Genomic DNA, 23081 nt, shown 5'->3' with positions numbered 1-23081 from the left:
CGGTCGGCCCTCCGAGGCACAGGACGTGCTAGACCCGCCAGCCACAGGACGTGGCGTTATCGGCGGGCAGCGCTTATCGGGGCTGACCAAGGTGCTTGCGCTTTTCTAGTAAGTCCGTTTTCAAACCACAGACAGAGAAGGAGTGAAAACAAATGACAGAAAAAGCGGTTGTGCTCGATCATCAAGGAATCCGCAGAGCATTGACGAGGATTGCCCATGAAATCATCGAAAGAAACAAAGGAATCGAAGACTGTGTGCTCGTCGGAATCCGCACGAGAGGGATTTTTATCGCCAAAAGACTGGCCGAGCGGATCCGGGAAATTGAAGGTGCTGAAATGCCCGTAGGAGTCCTTGACATCACCTTGTATCGTGATGACCTAACAAAAAAGACGGGTGACCAGGAACCGGAGGTAAAGGGTTCGGATATCCCAGTCGACATTTTGAATAAAAAAGTGATTCTCGTAGACGATGTCCTCTACACCGGGCGTACTGTCCGAGCTGCGATGGATGCCCTAATTGATATCGGGCGCCCGGCAACAATTCAGCTTGCAGTCCTCGTTGACAGAGGACATCGGGAGCTTCCAATCAGAGCAGATTTTGTAGGCAAGAACATTCCGACGTCAAGCTCTGAAAAAATTGTTGTCGAACTGCAAGAAGTAGACAAGGAAGAACGAGTAAGCATTTTTGATAAATAAATAATGCCCTTTTAAAAGCAGTCCAGAGAGGCTGAGAAGGGGGAACACAAAGCGATCGCTTTGTGGGGGCTTTTTTTGCCCAAACCCTCTTTGCAACATCTGGCAAAGAGGGTTTTTGTTTTTTAAAAAGAGAGGGGAATAAAAATGAGCAAACCAATTCTAGATATTAAAGATATCCCATCACCATTCCAATGGTTCACACTAAGCCTTCAGCACTTATTCGCCATGTTTGGCGCAACCATCCTAGTTCCATACCTGGTCGGCTTAAGCCCTGCAATCGCATTGATTTCAAGCGGTCTAGGAACAATTGCTTTCCTGATCATCACAAAATTCCAGGTACCTGCTTACCTTGGTTCATCCTTCGCCTTCATCGCACCTGTCATTGCAGCAAAAGCAGGCGGCGGCCCTGGTGCAGCAATGATCGGCACCTTCCTGGCCGGCCTCGTCTACGGAACGGTCGCGCTGATTATTAAAAAAGCGGGCTATCGCTGGATCATGAGATTATTGCCTCCTGTCGTTGTTGGACCAGTTATCATTGTCATTGGACTTTCGCTTGCGGGTACAGCAGTCAGCATGGCGATGAATGTTCCTGGAACGACCGAGTATAGTCTGCTTCACTTCTCTGCTGCTCTCGTCACACTTGCAGCAACAATCATCTTCTCGATTTATGGAAAAGGGATGATGAGCATGGTGCCGATCTTAGCAGGGATAATCGTCGGTTATGTATACTCCTTGGTAATTGGAATCGTAGACTTCTCAGTAGTCCAAAAAGCCGGATGGTTCGAGTTGCCTGACTTCATCCTCCCATTCGTTGACTACAAAGTGAAAGTAACAATGGAAATCGCACTTTTAATGGTACCGGTAGCAATCGTTACTTTATCTGAACACATCGGCCATCAGCTTGTCCTGAGCAAGATAGTCGGCAGGGACTATATTAAAGAACCTGGCCTGCACCGTTCGATTATGGGCGATGGTATGGCGACGATGATTTCCGGCTTGATCGGCGGACCGCCTAAAACAACTTACGGTGAAAACATCGGAGTGCTGGCAATCACTAGAGTATACAGTGTTTACGTCCTGCTGGGTGCTGCCATCATCGCTACAGTGTTCGGATTCATCGGGAAAATCACTGCTTTAATCAGCTCGATTCCTACACCAGTAATGGGTGGCGTATCGATCCTGTTATTCGGAATTATTGCATCGTCCGGTTTAAGAATGCTGGTAGACAGCAAAATCGACTTTGGCAATACGCGCAATCTCGTCATCTCTTCAGTCATCCTGGTCATCGGGATTGGCGGAGCATTCATTAAGGTATCAGAGCAGTTTCAGATCCAGGGTATGGCCTTAGCAGCAATCATCGGTGTCGTTCTGAACATAATCCTTCCTGGACGCCCAAATATAGAAGAAGACATGTTTGAAGAGGAAACGAAAAAAAAAACTGAAGAAAAGAACGATGTAGCATAGTTTCACCTTTTAAAAAAGTCCAGAGAGGCTAAAAAGGGTGTTATGGGCGAACCGGCTTATTCAACATGCACATAAATTCACGCACACAGCGGATTTATGCCGGCAAGTTCATGCAAAGCACCCTGTTGAACAGACAGGGTGTTTTTTTCTACATAAAAGGAGGCGGACTGATCATGAAATGGGAGCTGCTGACAACATCAAAATTGAGCGTGGATGAAATTCATGAAATTCTTGAAAGTGCGACAGGATTTGCTATTGGGGAGACATGGCAGCCGAAAGGAAAGGTTTTTATCAGCAATTTGTTTTTCGAGCCTAGCACACGGACGAAATCAAGTTTTGAAGTGGCAGAACGAAAGTTAGGTCTCGAGGTTATTCCCTTCGAGATGCAGACATCAAGTGTCTTAAAAGGCGAGACATTGTATGACACTGTCAGGACCCTCGAGGCAATTGGAACAGATGCAGTAGTAATCAGACATAGTGCGGACAATTACTTTTCCGAGCTTCATAAAGGAATATCCATTCCAATCATCAATGCTGGGGACGGAAGGGGGCATCATCCAACGCAATCCCTACTGGACTTGATGACCATCCATCAGGAGTTTTCCAGGTTCACGGGAATCAAAGTAGCGATCATTGGCGATATCCTCCACAGCCGGGTGGCAAGATCAAACGCCGATGCACTTACCAGGCTCGGGGCAAAGGTCATTTTCTCCGGTCCTGATAGCTGGATCAACTTACCTGAACTTCCTGAAGGATGCGAGTATATGGAAGTGGATGACGCTGTCCGCGAAGCAGACGTTGTAATGCTGTTGCGTGTCCAGCATGAACGCCATGATGGAAAAGTTCTTTTCGAAAAGGAAGCTTATCACCAACAATTCGGATTAACCGCCGGGCGGGAAAAATTGATGAAAAAAGACAGTATCATTCTCCATCCTGCACCGGTCAATCGCGGAGTGGAGATTGCAAATGAACTAGTGGAGTGTTCAAGGTCGAGGATCTTTAAGCAAATGGAAAATGGCGTGTATATAAGAATGGCAGTGCTAAAAAAAGCACTTCAAAACAAGAATGGGGGAATTGAGCATGTCCATGCTAATCAAAAATGGCAAACTGCTTACTGAAAACGGATTTGAAACAGTGGATATTTTCATAGAGAATGGAAAAATCTCAAAGATTGGCCCTCAACTCTCCTCCGATGCTGAGCAAATTATTGAAGCAGAAGGAAAGCTGGTGGCACCAGGGCTGATTGATCTGCATGTCCACCTGCGTGAGCCTGGTGGAGAAAAGAAAGAAACGATTGCTACAGGGACGCTTGCTGCAGCAAAGGGTGGTTTTACTACAGTGGCTGCCATGCCTAATACAAGACCTGTCCCTGACTCAAAGGCCCAAATGGAATGGCTGCAGGAAAGAATTCAGGAAACGGCTTCCATAAGGGTCCTGCCCTATGCGTCCATCACCGTTCGCGAACTTGGACAGGAGTTAACCGATTTTGCGGAATTGAAGGAAGCAGGAGCTTTCGCCCTGACTGATGATGGCGTAGGCGTTCAATCAGCGGGAATGATGCTGAAAGCGATGAAAAAGGCAGCGAAATTGGACATAGCGATCGTTGCTCATTGCGAAGACAATACATTGATCAATAAAGGCTCGCTCCACGAGGGGAAGAAAGCGGAAGAACTAGGAATTAATGGAATCCCGTCTGTTTGTGAGTCAGTACATATTGCAAGGGACATCCTTCTTGCTGAAGAGGCAGGCTGCCACTACCATGTCTGCCATATCAGTACGAAAGAATCCGTCAGGGCTGTCAGGGATGCGAAGAAATACGGCATTAAAGTGACCGCTGAAGTAACACCGCATCATTTGCTTTTATGTGAAGACGACATACTAGGAAACGATGCGAATTATAAGATGAACCCTCCGCTCCGGAGCAAAGAAGATCAAGAGGCTTTAATGGAAGGGCTGCTTGATGGCACGATCGATTTCATTGCGACAGATCACGCGCCACATACAAGGCAGGAAAAAGCAGAGGGAATCGAACTGGCGCCATTTGGAATTGTTGGGCTTGAGACTGCTTTCCCGCTATTATATACCAATCTTGTTGAAAAAAAGATGCTCACCCTAAAGGAACTCGTTGACTTTTTTACCATCAAGCCTGCAAAAGCATTCGGGCTCCCATATGGAGAATTGAAGCCAGGTGCGCTTGCAGATATCGTGTTGATTGACTTAAATCAAGAAGAGGAAATCAATCCAGATGAATTTTTATCAAAAGGAAGGAACACGCCGTTTGCTGGCTGGAACTGCAAAGGTTGGCCGGTTATGACGATTGCGAAAGGGAAAATAATCTGGGAAAAGGGAGTTGGTAAGGTATGAAGAAGCAGCTCATATTGGAAGATGGAACGGTGTTTGTAGGAGAAGGCTTTGGCAGCGATGCACAAACTACAGGTGAGGTGGTTTTCAATACCGGGATGACCGGCTATCAGGAAATCTTGTCTGATCCATCCTACTGCGGCCAAATCGTGACCTTGACCTATCCTTTGATTGGCAACTACGGAATCAATAGGGATGACTTTGAATCGATCACACCTGCAATTCAAGGATTGGTAGTCAAAGAACATACTGACTATCCTTCCAACTGGCGATCCGAAATGCCCCTGGATGATTATCTTAAAATGAAAAATATTCCTGGAATTGCCGGAATCGATACGAGGAAACTGACAAAAATTATCCGCCAGCACGGAACATTGAAAGGCATGATTTGCGGCCTGGAGGAAAATGCCGAGGAGATGGTCGCAAAACTGAAAAAGGAAAATCTTCCAAATGACCAGGTGAGACAAGTATCAACCAAGACAGCCTACCCTAGCCCTGGCCGCGGCAATAGAGTTGTACTAGTTGATTTTGGGCTGAAGCACGGGATATTAAGAGAACTGAATAACCGTAACTGCGATGTGATTGTCGTTCCATACAATACGACTGCTGAAGAAATTCTTAGTCTCAGTCCGGATGGCATCATGCTTTCAAACGGACCTGGCGACCCAAAGGACGTTCCGGAAGCAATCGAAATGATCCGCGAATTGCTTGGCAGGTTGCCGCTGTTTGGCATTTGTCTTGGTCATCAGCTATTCGCACTTGCTTGCGGAGCCAATACTGAGAAGATGAAATTTGGTCACCGGGGTTCCAACCATCCGGTGAAGGACTTACGGACAGGGAGGATTGCGATCACAGCCCAAAATCACGGATATACGGTAAAAGAAGAGTCAGTAATAGCAACCGACTTGGAGATCACCCATATTGCCTTAAACGATGGTACAATCGAAGGCCTTTCCCATAAAAAGGTGGCGGCATTCACGGTGCAGTATCACCCGGAGGCATCGCCAGGTCCAGAAGATGCAAATGAATTGTTCGATCAATTTATCGAGATGGTTGAAGCAGAAAAACAGGAGGTTGTCGCAGATGCCAAAGCGTAAAGATGTACACAGCATTTTAGTTATAGGTTCAGGACCGATCATCATTGGGCAGGCCGCGGAATTCGATTATGCTGGAACTCAAGCATGCATCGCATTGCGGGAGGAGGGCTACAAGGTTATCCTAGTCAATTCCAATCCGGCGACCATCATGACGGATACGGAAATCGCCGATGTAGTATATATCGAACCCCTTACACTGGAGTTTGTATCAAGAATCATTCGCAAGGAGCAACCAGATGCAATTCTACCGACCCTTGGCGGACAGACTGGTTTGAACCTGGCTGTTGAATTGGCAAATGCAGGCGTCCTGGAAGAATGCGGAGTTCAAATTCTCGGAACGAAACTAGAAGCGATCAACCAGGCGGAGGACAGGGAGCTGTTCAGGAGCTTGATGAACGAGTTGGGGCAGCCGGTTCCCGACAGTGAAATCATCCATAGCCTTGAAGAGGCGTATGTGTTTGTGGAACAGATCGGCTACCCGGTTATTGTTCGCCCTGCTTTTACAATGGGAGGAACCGGCGGCGGAATCTGCAGCAATGAAAAAGAATTGATTGAAATCGTGACTAGCGGCATCAAAAACAGTCCTGTCGGGCAATGCCTGCTGGAAAAGAGTATCGCCGGATTTAAAGAAATAGAATATGAAGTGATGCGAGACAGCAATGATAATGCAATTGTGGTCTGTAATATGGAAAACTTCGACCCGGTCGGCGTCCATACAGGAGATTCCATCGTCGTGGCGCCTAGCCAGACATTGAGTGACAGAGAATACCAGCTGCTTAGGAATGCCAGCTTGAAAATCATCCGAGCACTCAAGATTGAAGGAGGCTGCAATGTACAGCTGGCGCTTGATCCGGACAGCTTTCATTACTATGTTATCGAGGTGAATCCACGTGTCAGCCGTTCTTCCGCTCTAGCTTCAAAAGCGACTGGCTATCCAATCGCCAAACTTGCAGCCAAAATTGCGGTCGGACTGACCCTTGATGAAATGCTGAATCCGGTCACAGGCAGTACATATGCCTGCTTTGAACCAACACTGGATTATGTCGTGACTAAAATTCCGCGCTGGCCATTTGATAAATTTGAATCTGCCAATCGGACGCTTGGGACGCAAATGAAAGCCACCGGAGAAATAATGGCCATTGGCAGAAACTTTGAAGAGTCTTTGCTAAAAGCAATCCGTTCACTTGAAGCAGATGTCATCCATCTTTCACTGAATAATAAAGCGGAAATCGATGATGATTTGCTTGAAAAAAGGATTCGCAAAGCCGGGGACGAGCGCTTGTTTTATCTTGCCGAAGCAATTCAAAGAGGAATCCCCATCGAAACGCTGCACAGCTGGAGTAAAATTGATTTATTCTTCCTTTATAAATTAGCGGGGATAAAAGCTTTCGAGAAGGAGCTGGCAGCAAAGCCATTCGAGCTTAAAACAGCCAGGGCTGCAAAACAAAAAGGTTTTGCAGATCAGGTCATCGCCGAACTGTGGAATGTGACAGAAAAAGAAGTTTATCAATGGCGGATTGCGAATAAGCTGATTCCTGTCTTCAAAATGGTCGACACATGTGCAGCAGAATTCGAATCTGAAACGCCATACTTTTACGGCACCTATGAAGAAGAGAACGAGTCGATTGTGACGGAAAAGCCAAGCGTGATCGTACTTGGTTCAGGCCCAATCAGGATCGGTCAGGGAATCGAATTCGACTATGCTACCGTTCACTCTGTCAAAGCCATCAAAGAGGCAGGCTATGAAGCAATCATCATCAATAATAACCCGGAAACGGTCTCTACTGATTTTAGCATCTCTGATAAATTGTACTTCGAACCACTAACAATGGAAGACGTCATGAACATCGTGAACCTGGAGAAACCAATTGGCGCTGTCGTTCAATTCGGGGGTCAGACTGCTATTAATCTAGCTTCGAAACTAGTGGAAAGAGGGGTGAAAATTCTTGGCACAAGCCTTGAGGACCTTGACCGTGCCGAGGATAGAAATAAATTCGAACATGCTCTATCGGACCTGGACATTCCGCTGCCAAAAGGAAGTACGGCAAAATCAGCCGAAGAAGCCGCTGTAATTGCAACGGATATTGGTTACCCAGTCCTCGTCCGCCCATCCTATGTTCTCGGCGGCAGAGCAATGGAAATCGTCTATAAAGAAGAAGAGCTGCTTTACTATGTGAAAAATGCAGTAAAAATTAATCCGGATTTTCCGGTATTGATTGATCGATACTTGACCGGTAAAGAAGTAGAAGTTGATGCGATTTCCGATGGCAAAAATGTGTTCATTCCAGGGATCATGGAACATATCGAAAGAGCCGGTGTCCATTCAGGTGATTCAATTGGCGTCTATCCGCCGCAAAGCCTAAGTGAAGAAGTAAAACAAAAGCTAGTTTCCTATACAATTGACCTTGCTAGGGGATTGAACATCATAGGCTTGCTGAATATCCAGTATGTTATCACAAATGAAGACGTTTTTGTTCTCGAAGTCAATCCGCGTTCAAGCAGGACGGTGCCATTCCTGAGCAAGATCACGAATGTGCCGATGGCTAAAATTGCAACAAAAGTTATCCTCGGACAGAGTTTGGAAGACCAGGGATATCAAACGGGACTTTTACGTGAGCAAGAGGGTGTTTTTGTCAAAGTACCAGTATTCTCCTTTGAAAAACTGCGCAGGGTGGACATTACGTTAGGCCCTGAAATGAAATCAACAGGGGAAGTAATGGGTAAGGATACAACGCTGGAAAAGGCGCTATATAAAGGCATGATCGCTGCTGGAATGAAATTCAAGAAGTTCGGAAATTTGCTGCTGACAGTGGCGGATAAGGATAAAGAAGAGGCGCTGGCGTTAGCAAGAAGGTTCTCTAGTATTGGGTATCAGCTGATGGCTACCGAAGGCACGGCCCAATACTTGCAAACTAACGGAATCAAAGTCAAAACAGTCGGCAAAATTGGTTCTCCTGGCGATAACCTGATTGATGTTATCCGTAAAGGCGAAGCCCAGATAGTAATCAATACACTAACAAAAGGAAAACAGCCAGAACGAGACGGCTTCAGGATCCGTCGTGAATCGGTTGAAAATGGCGTACCATGCCTGACTTCACTGGATACAGCGAAAGCGATCTTAGGAGTGATTGAATCGATGACATTCTCAGCAGAGTCTTTAAAGCCGATGGACCGAGCCAAAGAAGGTGTCCTCTTATGATCAAGCAGGAAATTTGCAAAGTTGTCAGCAACAGGCAAATTGCTGACAACATCTTTGAACTAGTGCTCAGCGGTGGAATTTCCGCAGAAATGGGGCAGCCAGGTCAGTTTGTCCATGTAAAAACTGGCGGAGGATTTGATCCGCTTTTGCGCCGGCCGATCAGCATTGCTTCCATTAATGAAGGGACATTCACGATCCTTTTTAGATGGCAGGGAAGAGGCACTGCGCTGCTTGCCGAAAAAATCCCCGGGATGTCCGTTGATGTCCTAGGCCCGCTTGGCAATGGATTTCCGGTCCTGGAGACAAAGCCAGGAGAAACTGCGATTCTTGTTGGAGGAGGGGTTGGAGTCCCGCCGATGTACGAGCTGGCCAAACAGTTGGTCAAAAACGGAGTGAAGGTCATCAGCGTCATCGGTTTTCAATCAGCAAAGGATATTTTTTACGAACAGGAACTAGGGGAATTTGGCGAAGTATATGTAGCAACGGTTGATGGATCATACGGTCAGAAAGGGTTTATAACAGCCATTCTTAACGACCTTGAAGCAGACATTATTTACGCTTGTGGTCCGACTCCTATGCTAAGAGCCATCGAGAATGGGAACTATGCGGCGAAAACCTATCTGTCGCTCGAGGAACGGATGGGCTGCGGCATCGGCGCATGCTTCGCCTGTGTTTGCCACACGAAAGCTGATCCAAAAGGATTTTCCTATAAAAAGGTTTGCAGCGACGGACCTGTATTTAAAGCAGGGGAGGTGGTCATATGAGTGCACTATCGATCGAACTGCCTGGACTTAAGTTGAAAAATCCAGTCATGCCTGCTTCAGGCTGCTTCGGATTCGGAAGGGAGTTCAGCCAATTTTACGACCTGAGCTTGCTTGGCGCCATCATGATTAAAGCCACTACTCCCGAACCGCGCTTCGGAAACCCCACTCCCAGGGTTGCGGAAACTCCAGGCGGGATGCTGAATGCCATTGGCCTGCAAAACCCTGGTCTCAAAAAAGTGTTCAATGAGGAGCTTCCTTGGCTTGACCAATTCAATGTACCAATTATTGCAAACATCGCTGGTTCTACTGAGAATGATTACGTCACAGTCGCAGAACAACTCTCAAAGGCGCCGAATGTAAGCGCGCTTGAACTGAATATTTCCTGTCCCAATGTCAAAACTGGCGGAATCGCTTTTGGTACGGATCCGGAAATGGCAAAGGGGCTGACAAAAAAGGTGAAAGAAGTGTCAGAAGTGCCTGTATATGTGAAGCTCTCCCCTAATGTGACCGACATCGTAAGTATTGCGAAGGCAGTGGAAAATGGCGGAGCAGACGGACTGACGATGATCAACACATTGCTTGGAATGAGATTAGACTTGGCAACAGGACAGCCCATTCTTGCAAATAAAACGGGCGGGTTATCTGGTCCTTCTGTCAAACCAGTAGCCATCAGAATGATCTATGAAGTAAGCCAGCAAGTTTCGATCCCGATCATCGGCATGGGAGGCATCCAGTCAGCCGAGGACGTAGTCGAATTTTTCCTTGCCGGAGCAAGCGCAACGGCAGTTGGGACTCAGAATTTCGTTGATCCCTTCATTTGCCCGAAAATCATTCAAGAATTGCCCGAAGTCCTCGCTAAGCTTGGGGTAGATCATATTTCCGAGTTAACGGGAAGGAGCTGGAAGAAGAATGAAAGACTCGCTTATTATCGCCCTTGATTTTCCAAACAAAGGCCAGGTGCTGAATTTCCTTGAAGCATTCGAAAGCGAACAACTTTTTGTCAAGGTTGGCATGGAGCTGTTTTATTCCGAAGGGCCGTCCATCATCGAGGCGTTAAAAAAGCAGGATCATAAAATTTTCCTTGATTTGAAGCTTCATGATATTCCAAATACAGTGAAAAGGGCAATGAAGGTGCTAGCGAGTTTTGGTTGTGATCTTGTTAATGTCCATGCTGCTGGAGGCTCGGAGATGATGACAGCGGCGCTCGAGGGTTTGGATGCAGGCACACCATCCGGTCTTAAGCGTCCTGATTGTATTGCAGTAACACAGCTGACAAGTACATCTGAAGCCCAGGCCAAATCAGAACAATTCATCACTGGTTCCTTACAGGAATCTGTGTTGAATTATGCGGAATTAGCCAAACGGTCCGGATTGGATGGTGTTGTCTGTTCTCCTTTGGAAGCCGGGATGATTCATCACCGATTAGGATCGGAATTCCATACCGTGACACCAGGAATCCGTCCGCTGGAAAGCGAAATGCAGGACCAGAAACGGACCGCAACCCCTGCGTTCGCCAGAGAACAAGGAATCTCGGCAATTGTCGTTGGCAGGCCGATCACCCATGCTGCTAATCCACTTGAGAGCTATCTGAAAATCAAAAATGATTGGAAGGGTGTCAGATTATGAGAAAAGAAATAGCAGAATCTTTGCTTGAAATAGAGGCAGTAAGCTTGCAGCCAGATAACCCATTTACCTGGTCGTCTGGTCTGAAATCTCCGATCTACTGTGACAACAGACTGACCCTTTCTTATCCAGCTGTCCGCAGAAAAGTTGCTAAAGGATTGACGGATCTCATCGAGCAGCATTTCCCAGAGACAGAGATGGTTGCCGGTACAGCTACAGCTGGCATCCCGCACGCTGCCTGGGTAAGTGAACAGATGGATCTTCCAATGTGTTATGTGCGTTCAAAAGCAAAGGGACATGGAAAAGGCAATCAGATTGAAGGCAAGGTGATGGAGGGCCAAAAAGTCGTGGTTGTAGAGGATTTGATTTCAACTGGCGGCAGCGTTATCGAAGCCGTCCAGGCATTGCGGAACGCAGGCTGTCAGGTACTTGGTGTAGTCTCTATTTTTACATACGAACTGGCAAAAGGAGAGCATCAGCTGAAATCGGCCAATATAGAAGCGCACTCTTTGACTGACTTTAGTACACTGGCAAAAATAGCGGAACAAAAAGGATTGATTACCAAGGAGAACCTTAGTAGTCTGGAAGAATGGAAACAGAATCCAACTGACTGGGCAACAGCTAAAAACTTCTGATCCTCGCAAAAAAGAAGAGACCCTGCTAGGGCTGCAGGGTCTCTTTTGGTTTATCGTTTTAGCTTCAAGATCACATCTTCATCCGGTGTTACATAAACGGTCTGCTGCTGTTCATAAATGACAAAACCAGGTTTAGCGCCGGCTGGCTTCTTTACATGGCGAACCCGGGTAAAATCGACCGGAACTGAGCTTGAATTTCTGGCTTTACTGAAATAAGCAGCAATTTGTGCGGCTTCCTTGATCACATCTTCTGCGGGTTCCTTGCTTCGAATCACGACATGAGACCCGGGAATATCCTTTGTGTGCAGCCAGATTTCATCGCGGCCAGCTACTTTGTTTGTTAAATAATCATTTTGTTTATTGTTTTTTCCGACCAGAATTTCTGTCCCGTCAGTTGCACGATATTTTTCAAGGACGGGTTTTAGGTTTTGTTTCTTCTTATTGCCCTTTTTCTGTCGAGCCCGGATATACCCACCCTCGATCAATTCTTCCCTTATTTCTTCAATATCTTTTGGTGAAGCAGCTTCTACCTGCTGCAACAGGGAGTCAAAGTAGACAACCTCGTCCTGAGCGAGTTGAATTTGCTTCTTTACAATAGCAATGGAGTTCTTTGCCTTCTGGTACTTTGTGAAATATTTTTGCGCATTCTCAGATGGAGTTTTCCGCGGGTCCAATGGGATGGTCACGGTAGCCCCGTTTTCCTCATAATAATTTTCGACCGAGATTTCTTTCCTGCCCTTGTTGACTTTAAAAATATTTGCAGTCAGCAATTCTCCGTAAAGCTTGTGCTGTTCTGCCTTCTTCGCATCCTCCAGGGTAGCTTCCAGCTTCTTAATTTTCTTTTCGTTCTTTTCTTTTTCGTTCGAAAGCAAACGTTCCAAGTCATTTCCGTGCTGTTTGACTCTGTCGCGCTCCGCTTTTCCAAAATAAAAACGGTCAAGAAGCTGACTCAGTGTATCGAACGATTTTGTTTCTCCCTGTAAATGTTCCAGTGGAAGCATATAAAACGCCTCCTTATTGCTTCCGTATGTTACCGTCGGCTTGTAGTGATGTCCTTTTATCGCTTCCATCATCGTTACAAAGGCTTTAGGGAGAGTAGTCCGGTTGACAAGCCCTGCCTTGAAGATAATCTCTCTAGCTAGTACAGGTGATATCCCGGCAAAATTTGCAACCAGCTGCTTATCGATTTTTCCAGCGTTGAAATCAACCACACGGAGGACATCATCTTCCTCAGCCTCAAGAGGATTTAGTTTGTCCTGTTGAGGAGGCAGGATGTATTCCTGGCCAGGCAAGATCGCCCGGTGCGAATTGATCGCGGATGAAATATGCTTAATGCTGTCGAGAATAACGTTCCGGTTCTTATCTACGACAATGATATTGCTGTGGCGTCCCATGATTTCGACAATTAGGATTTTAGATGAAATATCGCCAAGTTCATTCCGGCCTTTCACCTCAAAAATAATCATCCGGTCGAGTCCAGACTGCCTGATATCTTCAATTATAAAGCCTTCAAGATGCTTGCGCAAAAGCATGCAGAACATGGGCGGCTCGTTTGGATTATCATATTGCTCATTGGTGATCTGAACCCTTGCATAGCTCGGATGAGCCGAGAGCAGCAGCTTATAGTTGATCCCATTTGCCCTCAAAGCAAGAATGATTTCGTTTTTATAGGGCTGGTGGATTTTATTGATTCTGCCTCCTTTAAGCAAGGAGGAAAGCTCATGTGTAGTTGCTCTAGTAAACAATCCGTCAAATGACATATAAATTACATCCTTTTCTATTTATCTGGCATGTCGTGGTAAAAGCAATATTGGAGCCCAAAAACAGCTGAATTCCGAAAAAGAGGTCACCAATACCATTTGGAGTCAGCGAGATACCTTCACGCTTCAAACTGGGACGGCCCTCTGAGGCACAGGACGTGGCGTCCTAGGCGGACAACGCTTGTCGGGGCTGACCAAGTCGCCTTCGCTTTTATATTGTCCAGCTGCGGCTCCTAGGAGTCTGTCCGACGGAGTGAAATCCACGTATTTTTATTCAAAATGAATGTTTTTATACAATAAAATGGATGCGTTCTCGCATAATTATACGCTAAAAAATTTTTATTGGACAGACTGCTAGCCCTCGAGACGTTTGTCTAGTGTTCCTAGAAACTCCGAAACTTCCACTCCACCGGCAGAAGCAAAAAGCGCTTCTTTGTCGGAGTCTCCAGTTTCTGTGTTTCTGGGCAGTTGGCTATACATTTCGATTTCAGTCCGCCCAATGAAGTCAAAGAGCGACTTCACTGGGCGGACTTCTGAGGCACAGGACGTGCTAGATCCGCCAGCCACAGGACGTGGCGTCCTAGGCGGACAACGCTTGTCGGGGCTGACCAAGTCGCCTTCGCTTTTATATTGTCCAGCTGCGGCTCCTAGCCCCTCGAGACGTTTCGGTCCGCCCAATGAAGTCAAAGAGCGACTTCACTGGGCGGACTTCCAACGCTTGTCGGGGCTGACCAAGTCGCCTTCGCTTTTATATCTATAAACATCTTATCATTTTTTTGGACAGGGCTGAATAAGCTTTCTTTAGAGTAGGACAAACAAGGAGGAAGTGTGATGGCCCCATGAAGTTCCATGAAATGAATGTACAAGAAATAGCAAATGCCTTAAGAACAAATTTTACAGAAGGATTGGATGAAAAGGAAGTAAAACGCAGAATTAACCAGCATGGGTATAATGCTTTGGCGGAAGGCGAGAAGCAATCCGCCCTGCTGTTATTCTTCAGCCAATTCAAGGATTTTATGGTGCTTGTCCTATTGGCAGCAACATTAATATCTGGTCTTCTTGGTGAGATGATCGATGCAATCGCGATCATTGCCATCGTATTGGTGAATGGCATCTTAGGTTTTTTCCAGGAAAGGAAGGCAGAGAAATCACTCGATGCCTTAAAGGAATTGTCAGCTCCACAAGTCAATGTATTAAGGGACGGGGAATGGGTGAAGATTCCTTCAAAGGAAATTGTACCTGGAGATGTCCTGAAATTCTCAAGCGGGGACAGAATTGGTGCGGATATTCGGTTGATTGAGGCCTGGAGTCTTGAAATAGAAGAGTCTGCACTAACTGGAGAATCATTGCCGGTTCAAAAAAACACCCAACCATTAAAGATCCCGAATCTTGGACTTGGTGATATGGAAAATATGGCGTTCATGGGCACAATGGTCACAAGAGGAAGCGGTATGGGAGTGGTCATCGCTACGGGAATGAAAACAGCGATGGGGCAAATTGCCGACTTGCTGCAAACCGCTGAAGTCCAGGAAACACCTCTTCAGCGCAGACTGGAACAGTTAGGGAAAATCCTCATTATCGCCGCACTATTCCTAACATTGCTGGTTGTTGGGATTGGAGTCCTCCAAGGCCAAGATCTGTACACTATGTTCCTTTCAGGAGTCAGCCTTGCCGTAGCAGCCATTCCAGAAGGACTTCCGGCCATCGTCACCGTTGCGTTGTCCCTGGGTGTCCAGAGAATGATCAAGAAGAATGCAATCGTTCGAAAATTGCCTGCTGTGGAGACACTTGGATGTGCATCTGTCATATGCTCGGATAAAACAGGAACGATGACTCAAAACAAAATGACGGTAACCCATTTATGGAGCGGCAACAAAACATGGAGAGTAGATGGGGTAGGCTATTCTCCTACAGGTTCATTTTTTGATAAAGACATAATCATTCATCCAAAGAGTGAAAAATCACTTCAACAGCTGCTAACCTTTGGAATGCTGTGCAATCATGCCGAAATGATAGAAAAAGAAGGAGAGTATTCTATCGATGGTGATCCAACTGAAGGGGCATTGCTAGTTGCCGCGATGAAAGCAGGATTTCGGAAAAATGTCTTGCTCGAGCAATTTGAAATTGTCAACGAATTTCCGTTTGATTCGAAGCGGAAAATGATGAGTATGATCGTAAAAGATAAAGTAGGAAGAAAGTTTGCTGTCGTTAAGGGAGCACCCGATGTTTTGATCGGATTAAGTAAATCCATCCTCTGGAATGAAAAGCAGCAGCGGTTAACGAAAGAGCTAACCGCAAATGTCCAGGAGGCGATTGACGAGCTAGCAGGAAATGCATTAAGAACCATTGCGATCGCCTTCAAGCCAATTCCACAAGGAACGATGATCCTAAGTGAAGAGGAAGCGGAACAAGATCTGATATTCATCGGGCTGCAAGGAATGATCGATCCGCCTCGCCCTGAAGTGAAAACAGCCGTAAAGGAATGCAGAGATGCTGGAATCAAAACAATCATGATTACCGGTGACCATGTCATCACCGCGAAGGCTATCGCCAAACAATTGGGAATTTTAACAAAAGGCAGCAAAGTGATAGAAGGAAATACGTTAGCTACGATGTCCGTCTCAGAACTGGAGGATTGTGTAGACGATGTTTCTGTTTTTGCCAGAGTGTCTCCTGAGCATAAAATGAAAATCGTTAACGCATTGCAAAACAGAGGACATATCGTCGCGATGACAGGGGATGGAGTGAATGATGCTCCGGCCATCAAAGCGGCCGATATCGGGGTGGCGATGGGGATTACAGGCACCGACGTCGCGAAAGAAGCCTCGTCTCTAGTACTTCTTGACGATAATTTCGCGACGATTAAAGCAGCCATCAAAGAAGGTCGGAATATCTATGAAAATATTAGGAAGTTTATTCGCTACCTTCTTGCCTCAAATGTAGGTGAAATATTGGTTATGCTTTTTGCAATGATTCTTGGATTGCCGCTCCCGCTCGTTCCGATTCAAATTCTCTGGGTAAATTTGGTTACAGATGGCTTGCCTGCAATGGCTTTAGGGCTTGATAACGCGGAAGACGATGTGATGAAGAGGGGGCCGCGACATCCTAAGGAAAGTGTCTTCTCTCGCGGATTAGGCTGGAAGGTCGTTTCGCGGGGTTTCTTGATCGGCTTGATGACGTTGATCGCATTCATCGTTATTTATCAAAGAAATCCTGAGGATCTTATGTATGCACAGACGATTGCCTTCGCAACGCTTGTCGTGGCACAGCTAATCCATGTGTTTGACTGCAGGAGTGAAAAATCGATCTTTGCTCGTAATCCATTTGGAAATAAATATTTGGTTTGGGCAGTACTTTCCTCGCTGATGTTGGTTTTGGTAGTCATTTATTCTCCTGCCTTGCAGCCAATATTCCATACCGTCCCGATTCTGCTGATTGACTGGCTGCTGATAATAGGCTTATCTGCCATTCCAACCTTTTTGCTTGCCGGAACATTTTATGCAAGAAAAACAAAGAGAAATATGATATAATCCGTTAGGTAATAGAGAAGCCTCTATTGCCTTTCTTTTTTTACATATAGTTCCTGTTCCATATGGACAGATTGGATGTGTCTGGAATGATCGTCAGTATGACTGGGTTTGGAAGGAGCAAGGCAGCAACGGAACGTTGCACGGTAACGGTGGAAGTAAAAACGGTCAATCACCGTTTTTGTGAATTCCATATTCGATTGCCGAGACAGCTTCTCAAAACCGAAGAAAAAATTAAAAAAAAACTTGGCGAACACATTAAAAGAGGAAGAGTCGAAGTTTTTGTCACTTTGGAGGGAGAAGGGATCGTCAGCCGAAGAGTACATATTGACTGGGAAGCCCTTGACGAATTTGTTGATAACATATCCGCGATTAAAAACAGGTACAGTTTAGCGGGAGATTTGGAAATCCGAGATATTGTCAACAGGGATGATATTGTTCACATTGAAGAAAAGGAAACCGATAATGATGAGTTGGATACGCTTGTGCTAACTGCAGTGGAAGAGGCGGGTTTAAAGCTAGTCGAAATGCGCAGATTAGAAGGTCAAGCTCTTCAAAGGGATGTCTTGAAATATATAGATCAGGTGTTAAAGCATCTTTCCCATGTAAAACAACTTGCCCCAGATGTTGTGGAGCAGTATCGTGAAAGGCTTAGAAAAAAGCTAGCTGACCTCATGGAAGCCAATGCAGCGGATGACAGGTTCATGACAGAAGCCGCTTTTTTTGCTGATAAAGCCGACATCAGTGAGGAAATTGCCCGCCTTGAAAGTCATGTGAGCCAATTCAATGAAATTTTGAAAGCGGACGAACCTCTTGGAAGGAAATTGGATTTTCTCCTGCAGGAAATGAATCGCGAAGTTAACACGATTGGCTCCAAAGCAAACGATGCTAGAATTGCCAGGGAAGTTGTCGAGATGAAAAGCCTCCTTGAAAAGGTTAAGGAACAAGTGCAAAATATGGAGTGAGTTTAGAAGGCGCCGTTAAGGGCCAAAATAATTAACTGATGATTGGGGGACCATCATGGCAATTAAGCTTATTAATATAGGCTTCGGCAATATAGTTTCTGCTAATAGAATCATTTCTATCGTAAGTCCTGAATCAGCTCCGATCAAACGGATTATCCAGGATGCACGGGACCGAGGATCGTTAATAGATGCAACATATGGAAGGCGAACCAGGGCTGTCATCGTGATGGACAGCGACCATGTCATTCTTTCTGCGGTACAGCCGGAAACAGTGGCAAACCGTTTGATTGATCGAGAGGATATTTTGGATGAAGGGTAGGACGTGTTCATGCAGGAAAAAGGATTGTTAATTGTACTTTCAGGACCATCCGGGGTCGGCAAAGGAACGGTTCGGAAAGAATTATTTTCCCAGCCGGATACCGCTTTCGAATATTCCGTTTCAGCAACCACCCGGCTTCCTCGTGAAGGAGAACGGAATGGAGTAGATTATTTCTTTAAAACAAGGGAAGAATTTGAAGAGATGATCAGGGACGACCAACTGCTCGAGTATGCAGAATTTGTAGGCAATTACTATGGAACACCTGTCGAGTACGTCCGCGCAACGCTTGATGCGGGGAAGGATGTTTTCCTTGAAATTGAAGTTCAGGGAGCGAGCCAGGTAAGAAGGAAATTTCCTGAAGGACTGTTCATTTTCCTAGCTCCGCCTAGCCTTTTAGAGCTGGAAAACCGAATTGTTACCAGGGGGACGGAAACAGAGGATATCATCAAAGGCAGAATGAAAGCGGCAAGGGAAGAGCTTGAGATGATGGAATTATATGATTATGTTGTGGAAAACGACCAAGTTGAAAGAGCGGCAGGGCGCATCAAATCGATTGTCATAGCTGAGCACTGCCGCAGAGAACGGGTGCAACACCGCTATAAAAAAATGCTGGAGGTAGATTAAATGCTGTATCCATCTATTGATTCTTTAATGACTAAAATTGATTCGAAATATTCTTTAGTGTCAGTTGCGGCCAAACGCGCACGCAGCATGCAGGTTCATTATGATCCGAAACTCGAAAAATACATTTCCAAAAAATTTGTTGGGAAAGCGCTAGAAGAAATCAACGCTGATAAACTTCACTTCAAAACAGCCGGAAGTCATGAAGAGTTGAATATCAACGAATAACACCGTGATAACAACCTTTTTTATTGGGTTGTTATTTTTTGTTGTTTAGGAAGTATGCAAGGAATATATCATCCCTCTGCCATGATTATTCTGCGAAAAAATGGTATAGTTCAATCATAATGATAGTATCTAGTTAAAATGGGGGTACTCTGACATGCTGAACGGAAAAAAGATTCTATTGTGCGTCACTGGGGGGATTGCTGTATATAAAAGCGCGGCGCTGACAAGCAAGCTGACTCAGGCTGGCGCAGAGGTAAAAGTAATCCTGAGTGAATCAGCAGCAAAATTTGTTACTCCGCTCACATTCCAGGCATTGTCCCGGAGTGAGGTGTATACCGATACATTTGATGAAAAAAACCCGCAAAAGATTGCACATATCCACCTGGCGGATTGGGCGGATTTAATCCTCGTTGCACCGGCCACTGCCAATATCATTGGCAAGCTTGCGAACGGAATTGCCGACACGATGATCTCCACAACATTGCTTGCCGCTGTTGCCCCCGTGTGGATAGCACCGGCTATGAATGTGCATATGTATCAACACCCAGCTGTGACGAAAAATATCGAAACTCTTAGGGGCTTCGATTACGAATTCATTGAACCAAGTGAAGGCTATCTGGCCTGTGGATACACAGGGAAAGGCCGCCTAGAGGAACCAGAGACAATTGTAGAGAAAGTCAGCCAATTTTTCCGAACCAAAAACTGGGGGCTTTCAGGAAAAACGGTTTTGATCACTGCCGGGCCTACAAGGGAAAAAATCGATCCAATCCGGTTTCTCACCAACCATTCAACTGGAAAAATGGGGTATGCGATTGCCGAGGAAGCGGTAAGGATGGGGGCGAAGGTCATCCTTGTTTCTGGTCCGGTATCGCTTGCTCCGCCAAAAGGGGCGGAGCTAATAGAGGTAGAAAGCGCCGAAGAAATGTACCGTGCTGCACTTGAGTATTTCGCGAAAGCAGATGCTTTGATCGGAACCGCTGCTGTCGCAGATTACCGGCCTAAATATATCCAGAAAGATAAGATGAAGAAAAAAGAAGGTGAACAGGCACTTGAGCTTGAACGGACGAAAGATATCCTTTTTGAACTAGGAAAAAGAAAAGAGGCTCATCAAGTCATCGTTGGCTTCGCAGCTGAAACCACTGAGATCGAAAAACATGCTATAGGCAAGCTCGCCAGGAAAAATGCTGATCTCATCATTGCCAACGACGTAAAACAGAAAGGGGCCGGATTTGGTGTGGATACTAATATAGTTACTATCTACAAAAAAGACGGCAGCAAGCTCGAACTACCTCTCATGGCCAAAACGGAGGTTGCCCGGCGGATCCTCTCGGAAGTCAGTCTACTTTTAAAACGGGATGATAGCCTATGAATATAGCGGGTGTTATTGTCGATGTACCTGCCAAGCAGACGGATAAAACATTTGACTATAAAATTCCTGATAAGTTCCTGGACGTCATTAAACCTGGAACAAGGGTCATCGTTCCTTTTGGTCCACGGAAAATCCAGGGATTTGTTACAGAGCTAAAAGATCAGTCAAGCTTCGCTAAGCTGCGTTCCATCATTGAACCACTGGATTTAACCCCGGTATTGAATGAGGAACTGCTGCTTCTTGGGGCGTGGCTGACAGAACACACATTAAGCTATAAAATTTCAGTTTACCAAGCGATGCTTCCAGCTGCGCTAAAGGCAAAATACGAAAAGAAGCTTGTTCTTTCGAAGGGGACAGAAAAAAGTGAATTACCAAATGATCTGGTCGATTTGTTTTTAGATCATCGAGAGATAAAGTGGGACGATGCAGTTGCAAAGGGGCTTGTTCAGAAACTGCAGAAGGAGGCAGCCGCCGGCAGGGTCGAGGTTGTCTATCAGGTGAAGGACAGGGTGCGCAAAAAAATGCTTAAGCATATTTCTCCTGCGTTGGAAACAGAGCAGCTGCAAGCAGCAAGAACAGAGCTTCCCTCACAGGCATCTGGACAGCAAGCAGTCATTGATTTCTTCCTGGAACATCCTGAGCCCGTGGAACAGCGCCTGCTTTTGACGACTTTAGGAATCTCTCAAGCAACCGTTCAGTCACTTTTGAAGAAGGGAATCGTGAAGACGGAAGAGTTGGAAGTCTACAGAGACCCTTATTCGGAAAGAAAATTTGAAAAGAGAGTTTCCCTTAAGCTGACGGTTGAGCAGGAAACTGCAATCAGACCGATACTTTCTTCGATTGAAACGGAGCAGCATGAAGTCTTCCTATTATATGGAGTAACAGGCAGCGGCAAAACGGAAATCTACCTTCAGTCGATCCAGGAAGTCTTGCGCAAAGGAAAAGAAGCAATTGTGCTAGTGCCAGAAATATCATTGACCCCGCAAATGGTCACCCGGTTCAAGGAGCGGTTCGGTGATCTCGTTGCCGTGATGCACAGCGGCCTATCGGCAGGGGAGAAATATGATGAGTGGCGGAAAATTCAACGCAAAGAAGTCAAAGTAGTCGTAGGAGCACGGTCAGCCATTTTTGCTCCATTCGAGAACATTGGCATTATCATCATTGATGAAGAGCATGAAACAAGCTACAAACAGGAAGAAAACCCACGCTATCATGCCAGGGATGTTGCGATTCAAAGGGCTAAAACATTTGCGTGTCCGGTCGTTCTCGGCAGCGCAACACCGTCACTTGAATCCTTCGCCAGAGCGCAAAAGGGGCGATATACCTTGCTGTCTCTTCCAAAAAGGATGAACAATCAAGCGTTGCCTGCAGTTGAGATTGTCGATATGCGGGAAGAACTTCGGTCTGGAAATCGCTCGATGTTTTCGGTAAGGCTGTTTGAAAAAATAAAGGACCGGCTTGAAAAAAAAGAACAGATGGTCCTGTTTTTAAATAAGCGCGGCCATTCTTCTTTTGTTATGTGCCGCGATTGCGGTTACGTGATGAATTGTCCACATTGCGACATTACACTGACCTACCATCGATATAATGAACAGATGAAATGCCATTATTGCGGGTATGAAGACAAGGTACCGACTGTGTGTCCTGAATGCCATAGTGAGCATATCCGTTATTTCGGCACCGGAACCCAAAAAGTGGAGGAAGAGCTGCTCAAACTGATCCCAGAAGCTCGGATTATCAGGATGGATGTGGATACGACTGGACGGAAAGGGTCACACGAAAGACTGTTGAATGCATTCCAGGATGGACAAGCCGATATTTTGTTGGGGACGCAAATGATTGCCAAAGGGCTAGACTTTCCGAACATAACGCTTGTAGGTGTACTTTCGGCAGACACGATGCTGAACCTCCCGGATTTTCGATCTTCAGAAAAAACATTTCAGCTTTTGACTCAGGTCAGCGGTCGTGCTGGAAGGCATAAGCTTCCGGGTGAGGTAGTTATCCAGACTTATTCCCCCGAACATTATAGTGTGGAGCTGGCAGGAACCCAGGATTACGACCGATTTTATCAGCAGGAGATGTTGATGCGAAAGGGTCATCAATATCCTCCGTTTTATTATTTATCGCTTGTGACAGTCAGTCATGAAGAATTGATGAAGGCAGTAGCGGTTACCGAGAAAATTGCCCAATTTATTCATTCCAGACTATCTAAGGATGCAGTAGTGCTCGGACCGGTTGCGTCGCCGATCCCTCGCATCAATGATAGATATCGCTATCAATGTTTGATAAAATACAAAAAGGAGCCAGAACTAAGCACTGCGTTAAAATCGATACTGGAGCATTATCAGCAGGAAATGGGATCAGGCGGGCTGCAGATTTCCGTTGACCTGAATCCTTATATTATGATGTAGTGCTTTTTATGAAAACAGGAAAGTTTACAGCTAAGGCTGTTGG

18 protein-coding genes and 1 pseudogene are annotated in these 23081 nt (G+C 45.9%); 17 read left to right on the top strand and 2 right to left on the bottom strand.

From position 1 onward, the window contains the following. Window positions 1-152: 152 nt before the first annotated feature. From pyrR to pyrE, 10 genes and pseudogenes are all read left to right on the top strand, one after another. Entirely contained in the window at window positions 153-695 is a 543-nt protein-coding gene (gene pyrR, locus J2S25_RS03710; RefSeq protein WP_044395425.1) for a bifunctional pyr operon transcriptional regulator/uracil phosphoribosyltransferase PyrR, read from the top strand. Window positions 696-839: 144 nt separating this feature from the next. Further along, window positions 840-2159 carry a solute carrier family 23 protein gene (locus tag J2S25_RS03705; RefSeq protein ID WP_307191237.1) on the top strand — a complete coding sequence of 440 codons (1320 nt, stop codon included), beginning with the start codon at window positions 840-842 and terminating at the stop codon, window positions 2157-2159. Window positions 2160-2332: 173 nt separating this feature from the next. Further along, window positions 2333-3277 (top strand): aspartate carbamoyltransferase catalytic subunit, encoded by a 945-nt coding sequence (locus tag J2S25_RS03700; RefSeq protein WP_044395428.1) that lies wholly within the window; start codon window positions 2333-2335, stop codon window positions 3275-3277. Next, entirely contained in the window at window positions 3240-4523 is a 1284-nt protein-coding gene (pyrC, locus tag J2S25_RS03695; protein WP_044395430.1) for a dihydroorotase, read from the top strand. Before J2S25_RS03700 ends, pyrC begins: the two co-directional genes overlap by 38 nt. Then, window positions 4520-5637 (top strand): annotated as a pseudogene (locus tag J2S25_RS03690) (carbamoyl phosphate synthase small subunit). Before pyrC ends, J2S25_RS03690 begins: the two are co-directional and overlap by 4 nt. Then, window positions 5604-8816, top strand: coding sequence for a carbamoyl-phosphate synthase large subunit (gene carB / locus J2S25_RS03685; protein WP_044395434.1), 3213 nt, complete (start codon window positions 5604-5606; stop codon window positions 8814-8816). Before J2S25_RS03690 ends, carB begins: the two are co-directional and overlap by 34 nt. Further along, a complete protein-coding gene (locus J2S25_RS03680) occupies window positions 8813-9580 on the top strand; it encodes a dihydroorotate dehydrogenase electron transfer subunit (RefSeq protein WP_307191236.1) in 768 nt (255 codons plus the stop codon). Before carB ends, J2S25_RS03680 begins: the two co-directional genes overlap by 4 nt. Next, a complete protein-coding gene (locus tag J2S25_RS03675) occupies window positions 9577-10518 on the top strand; it encodes a dihydroorotate dehydrogenase (protein WP_044395437.1) in 942 nt (313 codons plus the stop codon). Before J2S25_RS03680 ends, J2S25_RS03675 begins: the two co-directional genes overlap by 4 nt. After that, the gene (gene pyrF, locus J2S25_RS03670; protein ID WP_307191235.1) at window positions 10490-11206 is read left to right on the top strand and encodes an orotidine-5'-phosphate decarboxylase; all 717 of its coding nucleotides are present in this window, start codon (window positions 10490-10492) and stop codon (window positions 11204-11206) included. Before J2S25_RS03675 ends, pyrF begins: the two co-directional genes overlap by 29 nt. Next, a complete protein-coding gene (gene pyrE, locus J2S25_RS03665; protein WP_044395441.1) occupies window positions 11203-11838 on the top strand; it encodes an orotate phosphoribosyltransferase in 636 nt (211 codons plus the stop codon). The genes pyrF and pyrE overlap by 4 nt, the downstream gene beginning before the upstream one ends. A gap of 50 nt (window positions 11839-11888) precedes the next feature. Here the strand turns inward: pyrE and J2S25_RS03660 are convergent, their stop codons facing one another. Both J2S25_RS03660 and J2S25_RS03655 read right to left on the bottom strand, forming a co-directional pair. Continuing rightward, window positions 11889-13598, bottom strand: coding sequence for an Rqc2 family fibronectin-binding protein (locus J2S25_RS03660; protein WP_044395443.1), 1710 nt, complete (start codon window positions 13596-13598; stop codon window positions 11889-11891). 354 nt (window positions 13599-13952) lie between these two features. Beyond that, window positions 13953-14285: a hypothetical protein gene (locus J2S25_RS03655; protein ID WP_307191234.1), complete on the bottom strand. Its 333-nt coding sequence runs from the start codon at window positions 14283-14285 to the stop codon at window positions 13953-13955. A 152-nt stretch (window positions 14286-14437) separates the two neighbouring features. Here J2S25_RS03655 and J2S25_RS03650 point away from each other — a divergent pair, with 152 nt between their 5' ends. The 7 genes from J2S25_RS03650 to priA all read left to right on the top strand — a co-directional run bounded on the left by J2S25_RS03650 (window position 14438) and on the right by priA (window position 23038). Beyond that, window positions 14438-17128, top strand: coding sequence for a calcium-translocating P-type ATPase, SERCA-type (locus tag J2S25_RS03650; protein ID WP_307191233.1), 2691 nt, complete (start codon window positions 14438-14440; stop codon window positions 17126-17128). 86 nt (window positions 17129-17214) lie between these two features. After that, entirely contained in the window at window positions 17215-18090 is an 876-nt protein-coding gene (locus tag J2S25_RS03645; protein WP_307191232.1) for a YicC/YloC family endoribonuclease, read from the top strand. A 55-nt stretch (window positions 18091-18145) separates the two neighbouring features. Next, a complete protein-coding gene (remA, locus tag J2S25_RS03640) occupies window positions 18146-18409 on the top strand; it encodes an extracellular matrix/biofilm regulator RemA (protein WP_044394301.1) in 264 nt (87 codons plus the stop codon). A 9-nt stretch (window positions 18410-18418) separates the two neighbouring features. Next, entirely contained in the window at window positions 18419-19033 is a 615-nt protein-coding gene (gmk, locus tag J2S25_RS03635; RefSeq protein ID WP_044394342.1) for a guanylate kinase, read from the top strand. After that, window positions 19034-19258 (top strand): DNA-directed RNA polymerase subunit omega, encoded by a 225-nt coding sequence (gene rpoZ, locus J2S25_RS03630; RefSeq protein ID WP_044394302.1) that lies wholly within the window; start codon window positions 19034-19036, stop codon window positions 19256-19258. Window positions 19259-19412: 154 nt separating this feature from the next. Beyond that, complete coding sequence (coaBC, locus tag J2S25_RS03625; protein WP_307191231.1) at window positions 19413-20627, top strand: bifunctional phosphopantothenoylcysteine decarboxylase/phosphopantothenate--cysteine ligase CoaBC; 1215 nt, start codon at window positions 19413-19415, stop codon at window positions 20625-20627. After that, window positions 20624-23038, top strand: a complete 2415-nt coding sequence (gene priA / locus J2S25_RS03620; protein ID WP_307191230.1) for a primosomal protein N' — start codon at window positions 20624-20626, stop codon at window positions 23036-23038. Before coaBC ends, priA begins: the two co-directional genes overlap by 4 nt. Window positions 23039-23081 lie beyond the last annotated feature (43 nt).

It is taken from the genome of Mesobacillus stamsii, assembly GCF_030814065.1.
Classification (GTDB): Bacteria; Bacillota; Bacilli; order Bacillales; family Cytobacillaceae; genus Mesobacillus; species Mesobacillus stamsii.
This window is presented reverse-complemented; position numbering and strand designations above follow the sequence as displayed.

What these genes read in the sequence shown, in the direction of transcription:
- pyrR (WP_044395425.1), top strand. Translation starts at nt 153, where the DNA reads ATGACAGAAAAAGCGGTTGTGCTCGATCATCAAGGAATCCGCAGAGCA.
- J2S25_RS03705 (WP_307191237.1), top strand. Translation starts at nt 840, where the DNA reads ATGAGCAAACCAATTCTAGATATTAAAGATATCCCATCACCATTCCAA.
- J2S25_RS03700 (WP_044395428.1), top strand. Translation starts at nt 2,333, where the DNA reads ATGAAATGGGAGCTGCTGACAACATCAAAATTGAGCGTGGATGAAATT.
- pyrC (WP_044395430.1), top strand. Translation starts at nt 3,240, where the DNA reads ATGTCCATGCTAATCAAAAATGGCAAACTGCTTACTGAAAACGGATTT.
- carB (WP_044395434.1), top strand. Translation starts at nt 5,604, where the DNA reads ATGCCAAAGCGTAAAGATGTACACAGCATTTTAGTTATAGGTTCAGGA.
- J2S25_RS03680 (WP_307191236.1), top strand. Translation starts at nt 8,813, where the DNA reads ATGATCAAGCAGGAAATTTGCAAAGTTGTCAGCAACAGGCAAATTGCT.
- J2S25_RS03675 (WP_044395437.1), top strand. Translation starts at nt 9,577, where the DNA reads ATGAGTGCACTATCGATCGAACTGCCTGGACTTAAGTTGAAAAATCCA.
- pyrF (WP_307191235.1), top strand. Translation starts at nt 10,490, where the DNA reads ATGAAAGACTCGCTTATTATCGCCCTTGATTTTCCAAACAAAGGCCAG.
- pyrE (WP_044395441.1), top strand. Translation starts at nt 11,203, where the DNA reads ATGAGAAAAGAAATAGCAGAATCTTTGCTTGAAATAGAGGCAGTAAGC.
- J2S25_RS03660 (WP_044395443.1), bottom strand. Translation starts at nt 13,598, where the DNA reads ATGTCATTTGACGGATTGTTTACTAGAGCAACTACACATGAGCTTTCC.
- J2S25_RS03650 (WP_307191233.1), top strand. Translation starts at nt 14,438, where the DNA reads ATGAAGTTCCATGAAATGAATGTACAAGAAATAGCAAATGCCTTAAGA.
- J2S25_RS03645 (WP_307191232.1), top strand. Translation starts at nt 17,215, where the DNA reads ATGATCGTCAGTATGACTGGGTTTGGAAGGAGCAAGGCAGCAACGGAA.
- remA (WP_044394301.1), top strand. Translation starts at nt 18,146, where the DNA reads ATGGCAATTAAGCTTATTAATATAGGCTTCGGCAATATAGTTTCTGCT.
- gmk (WP_044394342.1), top strand. Translation starts at nt 18,419, where the DNA reads ATGCAGGAAAAAGGATTGTTAATTGTACTTTCAGGACCATCCGGGGTC.
- rpoZ (WP_044394302.1), top strand. Translation starts at nt 19,034, where the DNA reads ATGCTGTATCCATCTATTGATTCTTTAATGACTAAAATTGATTCGAAA.
- coaBC (WP_307191231.1), top strand. Translation starts at nt 19,413, where the DNA reads ATGCTGAACGGAAAAAAGATTCTATTGTGCGTCACTGGGGGGATTGCT.
- priA (WP_307191230.1), top strand. Translation starts at nt 20,624, where the DNA reads ATGAATATAGCGGGTGTTATTGTCGATGTACCTGCCAAGCAGACGGAT.